A 7,243-nucleotide genomic window follows, 5' to 3' on the forward strand; every position below is an offset into this window, starting at 1 on the left:
GCCAGTTTGAAGCTTGCGCTTCTTCACTTCAAATCGTTCTTCGTGCTCTTTCTTACGTTCTTCCAAAGAAGCTTGAGCCTTCTCTAGCAACTCGTTGAGGGAATCGTCCGCCAAACGGATCTTAAACCACTCTGTCGCTTCAAGGGCTTGAAGGTAGTCAACTGACAGGGTGTCGCCTTTCTTAAGTCCTGGAGCAGAAATGATCGCCTGACCATCGATTGCTGCCGTCAAACGCTCGTACGTAGCGCCTTGAAGAATGCGGTACTCATCCTTCAAATCCTTACGGAACTTATCTAACTGAGCATTTTCAATATCTAGCGCGCGCTGATCTTTCTCAACACCATCACGTGTAAATACCTGGACATCGATGACCGTCCCTCGAGTTCCTGTGGAAACACGCAAAGACGTGTCTTTCACATCAGAGGCTTTCTCACCGAAGATGGCACGTAATAGCTTTTCTTCAGGAGTTAGCTGGGTTTCACCCTTCGGAGTCACCTTACCAACCAGAATATCGCCGGCGCCCACTTCCGCACCGATGTAAACAATACCAGACTCGTCTAATTTGGAGAGCGCACTTTCACCGACATTTGGAATATCAGCCGTAATTTCTTCGCTGCCCAACTTCGTATCACGAGCAACGCAGGTTAGCTCTTGAATATGAATCGTCGTAAAACGATCCTCTTGGACAACGCGCTCAGAAACGAGAATCGAATCCTCAAAGTTGTAGCCATTCCAAGGCATGAATGCGATACGCATATTTTGACCAAGCGCAAGCTCACCCATATCCACAGAAGGGCCATCCGCCATCACGTCGCCGCGTGAAACGCTTTCCCCCTGACGAACCAAAGGTTTTTGGTTGATACACGTGTTTTGGTTCGAACGCACGTATTTGGTAAGATTATAAATATCAACACCAGCATCGCCCGCTTCGACTTCATCGTTATTCACCCGAACAACGATACGACCTGCATCCACGCTCTCGATTACCCCGCCACGCTCTGCAACAACACACACACCAGAATCTTGAGCAACAATGCGCTCAATACCTGTTCCAACGACAGGTTTTTCGGCACGTAGCGTTGGTACCGCTTGACGCTGCATGTTTGATCCCATCAAGGCCCGGTTTGCATCATCGTGCTCTAGGAACGGAATTAAAGAGGCCGCAACCGATACAACCTGACGCGGCGATACATCCATATAGTTAACTTTTTCCGGAGGCATGACCGTCGTTTCATTCTTATGGCGAACAGTTACCAACTCTTCCGTTAAAGCATTATTCTCATCGACAACCGCACTCGCCTGAGCAATTACGAAGCCACTTTCTTCTATCGCAGAAAGGTAATCGATTTGATCTGTAACAACGTTATCTACAACTTTCCTATAAGGACTCTCTAAAAATCCGTAAGAATTGGTGCGCGCATAGGTTGCCAATGAGTTGATCAAGCCAATGTTAGGTCCTTCTGGCGTTTCGATTGGACAAACCCGACCGTAGTGCGTTGGGTGAACATCACGAACCTCGAAACCTGCTCGCTCACGCGTAAGACCGCCTGGGCCTAGCGCAGAAACGCGGCGCTTATGCGTCACTTCAGAAAGCGGATTGTTCTGATCCATAAACTGAGACAACTGACTCGAACCAAAGAACTCCTTAACTGCCGCGGCAACGGGCTTGGCATTAATGAGATCTTGAGGCATCAGTCCGTCAGATTCCGCCATGCTTAGACGCTCTCGAACCGCTCGCTCGACACGTACTAGACCAACACGGAACTGGTTTTCAGCCATTTCACCAACAGAGCGAATACGGCGGTTACCTAAATGGTCGATATCATCGACTTCACCTTTACCGTTTCGGATATCGATTAACGTTCGCAGAACATCCACAATATCGCTGTTATCTAGAACGCCTTCGCCGGTTTCTTCCGCGCGACCTAACCGGCGGTTGAACTTCATTCGACCAACAGCAGATAAATCGTAACGTTCTGATGAGAAGAATAAGTTGGTAAATAAATTCTCAGCCGACTCTTTTGTTGGCGGCTCGCCGGGGCGCATCATTCGATAAATCTCAACTAACGCCTCAAGCTGATTGCTCGTAGGATCGATACGTAACGTATCTGATATAAACGAACCACAATCCAACTCGTTGGTGTATAACGTTTCCACTTCACTGATACCGCCCGCTAAAAGAGCCTCAACAACCTCTTCTGTGATCTCGGTATTACAGCTAGCGAGCAGCTCGCCAGTTTCTTCGTTAATAATGTCCTTTGCCAGCACCTTACCGTGAAGATACTCTTTTGGCACTTGAAGGGTTCCGCCAAGCTTTTCAAGCTTTTTGATATGGCGCGCCGTAACACGGCGGCCTTCTTCAACAATTACTTCGCCATCCGCACCCTTAATATCAAACGTGGCCATGTCACCACGAAGACGCTCGGGCACAAGTTCAAGCTCAAAGCCGTCGTCATTTACAACAAACCGACTCGTATCGAAAAACATATCTAAGATTTGCTGGTCTGCTAGATTTAGAGCTCGCAATAAAATAGTTGCAGGCAATTTGCGACGACGATCTATTCGAACAAACACGTTGTCATTCGGATCAAACTCGAAATCCAACCAAGAACCACGGTATGGAATAACGCGAGCGGAGTGAAGCAACTTACCAGAAGAATGCGTTTTGCCCTTATCGTGATCAAAGAATACACCCGGAGAACGGTGCAGCTGAGAAACGATCACTCGCTCAGTACCATTTACGACGAAGGTACCGTTATCTGTCATCAGAGGCATCTCGCCCATATAGACTTCTTGCTCTTTTATATCTTTAATCGCGCGATTTGAAGACTCTTTGTCATAAATGATTAGGCGAACTTTGACGCGAAGAGGCGCAGCATAGGTCACCCCACGCAAGATACACTCTTTTACATCAAAAGCAGGCTCGCCGAGACGGTAACTAACGTACTCGAGGGCAGCGTTACCAGAAAAACTAACAATCGGAAAAACAGACTTAAACGCTGCGTGCAATCCTAAATCATCTCGCTCTGCAGCATCACCACCTTCCTGAAGAAAGCTTTTATAAGAGTCTATTTGAATAGACAGAAGATATGGCACATCCATGACGGTCGGCAATGTGCCGAATTCTTTACGAATACGCTTTTTCTCTGTATACGAGTAGGTCATCTGTATTCCCCAGTTATGACAAAAGGTCTGAAATCTTTCTAGCAACGTGACTTCGTCTGGTCAGCATTTGCTAGGGCAGGGCCAAGCCCTGAAACGCTCCTACATTAGAGGAGTAATGCAATCTTTAACAACGGAAAAAGGCCGGGGGCATAGGATACCACCGGCCAATTCCTTTTTAAGGACTATTGGGCTATGTTGCTCAAGTCGCTATTCAACGAATAGTTACTTAACTTCAACAGAAGCGCCAGCTTCCTCAAGCTCTTTCTTAGCAGCTTCAGCGTCGTCTTTGCTAACGCCTTCTTTAACAGTTGATGGAGCACCGTCAACCATTGCTTTCGCTTCTTTAAGGCCTAGACCTGTAAGGCTACGAACCGCTTTGATAACGTTTACTTTCTTATCGCCAGCACCCGCTAGGATAACATCAAACTCAGTTTGCTCTGCTGCTGCTGCGCCAGCGTCACCGCCTGCCGCAGGTGCTGCTGCTACAGCTGCTGCTGCAGAAACACCAAATTTCTCTTCCATTGCTTCAACAAGCTCAACAACGTCCATTACGCTCATTTCAGCGATTGCATTTAAAATATCGTCTTTAGATAGAGCCATGACTCTCATCTCCTAAATAAAAATAATAACCAAAAAAATTAGGCTGCGTCTTTCTTCTGATCGCGAACTGCAGCAACCACTCGTGTGACTTTCGAAGGAACTTCGTTGAAAGTACGAGCAAGTTTTGTAACAGGTGCTTGAAGCACACCAGCCAACATGGCCAATGCTTGATCGCGCGTAGGCAATTTCGCCAAACGATCGATCTGATCTGCACCTAGCAATTCACCACCAACAGCTAGCGCTTTAATCTCGAATGCATCTTTCTCTTTAGCGAAGTCTTTTAACAAGCGCGCTGCCGCACCTGGATCTTCGAGAGAGAATGCAACAATTGTTGGTCCAACAAATGCTGCTTGCATACATTCAAATTCAGTACCCTCTACCGCCTTGCGCGCAAGAGTGTTACGAACGATACGTAAGTAAACACCTTCTTCGCGAGCCTTAGCACGTAGACCGGTCATGTCGTTAGAATCAACGCCATGGTAGTCCGCGAGTACTGCAGACAAAGCACCGCCAGCAACCTCGTTGACTTCGGCGACAATCGCCTTTTTGTCTTCGAGTCCAATTGCCATTGGTCTTCTCCTCAACAAGGCCAACAATATGTTGGCCAGCCATTCACACCCAAAATGGGCGACCTCTACGGCGTGAGGTAACTCTATTCAAGAGAGTCACACCGTCTGCGCAGGAAATTAAGCTGCCTCTCTTTGACTGCATGAGAGAAAGCACCTGCGGTCTTTGACTGTCCGGGCTTGCGCCCCGACTCCAAAGTACCTTTTTAGCGCTAGCGCGCCACTTCAATTACTAGATAGAAACTGAAGCCTGATCAATTACCAAGCCAGGGCCCATCGTTGAAGAAAGCGTTACTTTCTTCAGATAAACACCTTTCGCCGCTGCCGGCTTTGCCTTTTTAAGGTCAGCCAAAAGCGCTTCAACATTTTGCTTGATTGCGTCAGCAGAAAACTCAACATTGCCTACGATCGCATGGATGATGCCGTTTTTGTCTGTTCGATACCGAACCTGACCTGCTTTAGCATTTTTTACTGCAGTTTCAACGTCCGGCGTTACCGTACCAACTTTAGGGTTAGGCATTAGGCCGCGAGGACCTAGAATCTGTCCGAGCTGACCAACAACACGCATTGCGTCTGGAGATGCAACAACAACGTCGAAATCCATATTTCCTTTTTTCACTTCATCAGCAAGATCGTCCATACCGACGACATCCGCTCCTGCCGCCTTAGCTTTCTCAGCATTTTCACCCTGAGTAAACACTGCAACACGAACAGACTTACCCGTACCGTTCGGCAGAACAGTTGATCCACGCACAGCCTGATCCGATTTACGAGCATCAACACCTAGGTTTACAGAGATATCAATAGACTCTTTGAACTTCACTTGAGAAGAAAGATCTGAAAGAACAGAAACCGCCTCTTCGATTGAGTACGCCTTACCTGCCTCAACCTTCTCAGCAATCATTTTTTGGCGTTTTGATAACTTAGCCATTACTTAACGCCCTCCGTATTTAGACCCATGCTTCGTGCTGTGCCCGCAATAATTCGCACCGCTGCATCCATATCTGCCGCCGTCAAATCCGGATCTTTAGTCTTGGCAATTTCTTCAAGCTGCTCTCGAGTGACCGTGCCAACCTTTTCAGTATTTGGACGACCACTACCGCTTTTAATTCCAGCTGCCTTCTTCAATAAGATGGACGCTGGAGGGGTCTTCATAATGAAGGTAAAGCTCTTATCGTTGTAAACCGTAATAACAACAGGAACAGGCAATCCTGCTTCCATGCTACCGGTTTGAGCGTTAAACGCTTTACAGAATTCCATGATATTCACACCATGCTGACCCAGCGCTGGACCAACAGGTGGACTTGGATTTGCTTGACCAGCTGCAACTTGCAGCTTGATGTAAGCATCAATCTTTTTAGCCATTACAATCTCCTTTGGGTGCAAGCGCTCTCTACGAGCTCCCCGAACAGACACAAAAAGCCCATCCTACAAAAGCAGAATGAGCACACTTAAAACTGCAAAGTTTAGTCTTTTTCTACCTGACTAAACTCTAAATCTACCGGCGTCGATCTTCCAAAAATAAGTACCGCAACCTTCACACGACTCTTTTCGTAGTCAACTTCTTCAACTACACCGTTGAAGTCAGCAAACGGGCCATCAACAACACGAACAACTTCCCCAGCCTCGAACAGAGTTTTCGGACGCGGCGTTTCAGCACCCGTCTCGATCTTCTGAAGAATTGCCTGAGCCTCTCGATCACTAATTGGTACCGGACGCTCAGCGGTACCACCAATAAAGCCCATTACACGAGGAGTCGACTTAACTAAGTGCCAAGACTCATCATCCATGTCCATCTGGACAAGAACGTAGCCAGGGTAAAACTTACGCTCACTCTTACGCTTCTTACCATCTCTCATCTCTACCACTTCTTCGGTAGGAACAAGAATCTCCCCAAACTTGTCTTCAAGACTCTTTAAAGCAATTTGCTCTTGAAGCGATCGCATTACATGCTTTTCGTAACCAGAGTAAGCATGCACAACATACCAAGCTTTGGACATCAATTATCTCCCTGCTATCCGATTACTAAAGATATTAGCCAGCCAATCAAGGAGTCGACACCCCAAAGAATTAAGGCAACAACCAAGACAAACACAACCACCATAAAAGTAGTTTGAATCAACTCTGGTCGTGTAGGCCAAACAACCTTACGTATTTCAGTCTTCGCTTCGGACACCAGCGCAGAAAACTGCTTTCCTTTCGTCGTTTGCAATGCCACCCAACCGGCTACCACAGCAAGAACCAACAAAGCGATGACGCGATACAATAGCGACTCAGCTGAATAGTAGTAGTTGCCTACAACACCAACCACAACCAAGCCAAGCGCGAGAACCCACTTCACTGTATCCAAAGCTACATTCTCATTTTCAAGTTTCGCATTCATACTGTCGAACTTACCATTTACTGCCGAAATAAGTGGCAGGCCAGGAGGGAATCGAACCCCCAACCTGCGGTTTTGGAGACCGCTGCTCTGCCAATTGAGCTACTGGCCTAGATAAAAGAAGGCAGCCATGCTGCCTTCTTTTCAACTCGAGAACAAATTACTCGATGATTTTGGCAACAACACCAGCACCAACTGTGCGGCCACCTTCACGAATCGCGAAGCGTAGACCTTCTTCCATCGCGATTGGTGCGATCAAAGTAGCTGTCAACTGTACGTTATCACCTGGCATTACCATCTCAACGCCATCAGGAAGCTCACATGCACCTGTTACATCCGTGGTACGGAAGTAAAATTGTGGACGATAGCCTTGGAAGAATGGCGTGTGACGACCACCTTCATCTTTGCTCAAGATATATACTTCAGCCTCGAACTTCGTGTGCGGCTTAACCGAACCAGGAACACATAGCACCTGACCACGCTCAACATCATCACGCTTAGTACCACGAAGAAGAACACCGACGTTCTCACC

At 47.3% G+C, this 7,243-nt stretch carries 7 protein-coding genes, 1 tRNA gene and 1 pseudogene; all 9 read right to left on the reverse strand.

Features of this window, described 5'->3' with window-relative positions; genetic code table 11:
* On the reverse strand, positions 1–3,165 hold a 3,165-nt coding region (rpoB, locus tag A3750_RS13585), incomplete at its 3' end, for a DNA-directed RNA polymerase subunit beta (protein WP_068548366.1).
* A gap of 222 nt (positions 3,166–3,387) precedes the next feature.
* Positions 3,388–3,765: a 50S ribosomal protein L7/L12 gene (gene rplL, locus A3750_RS13590; RefSeq protein WP_068451353.1), complete on the reverse strand. Its 378-nt coding sequence runs from the start codon at positions 3,763–3,765 to the stop codon at positions 3,388–3,390.
* 38 nt (positions 3,766–3,803) lie between these two features.
* Positions 3,804–4,334 (reverse strand): 50S ribosomal protein L10, encoded by a 531-nt coding sequence (gene rplJ, locus A3750_RS13595; protein ID WP_068451351.1) that lies wholly within the window; start codon positions 4,332–4,334, stop codon positions 3,804–3,806.
* 229 nt (positions 4,335–4,563) lie between these two features.
* Positions 4,564–5,262 carry a 50S ribosomal protein L1 gene (rplA, locus tag A3750_RS13600; RefSeq protein WP_068451346.1) on the reverse strand — a complete coding sequence of 233 codons (699 nt, stop codon included), beginning with the start codon at positions 5,260–5,262 and terminating at the stop codon, positions 4,564–4,566.
* On the reverse strand, positions 5,262–5,696 hold the full coding sequence (gene rplK, locus A3750_RS13605; RefSeq protein ID WP_068451343.1) for a 50S ribosomal protein L11: 435 nt from the start codon (positions 5,694–5,696) through the stop codon (positions 5,262–5,264). Before rplK ends, rplA begins: the two co-directional genes overlap by 1 nt.
* A 101-nt stretch (positions 5,697–5,797) precedes the next feature.
* On the reverse strand, positions 5,798–6,331 hold the full coding sequence (gene nusG / locus A3750_RS13610) for a transcription termination/antitermination protein NusG (RefSeq protein WP_068451340.1): 534 nt from the start codon (positions 6,329–6,331) through the stop codon (positions 5,798–5,800).
* A 14-nt stretch (positions 6,332–6,345) separates the two neighbouring features.
* Entirely contained in the window at positions 6,346–6,714 is a 369-nt protein-coding gene (secE, locus tag A3750_RS13615; RefSeq protein ID WP_068451337.1) for a preprotein translocase subunit SecE, read from the reverse strand.
* 33 nt (positions 6,715–6,747) lie between these two features.
* Positions 6,748–6,823 (reverse strand) — tRNA-Trp (locus A3750_RS13620).
* Between the two features lie 48 nt (positions 6,824–6,871).
* Positions 6,872–7,243 (reverse strand): annotated as a pseudogene (tuf, locus tag A3750_RS13625) (elongation factor Tu); the annotation flags it as partial.

This window comes from Oleiphilus sp. HI0079 (assembly GCF_001635105.1).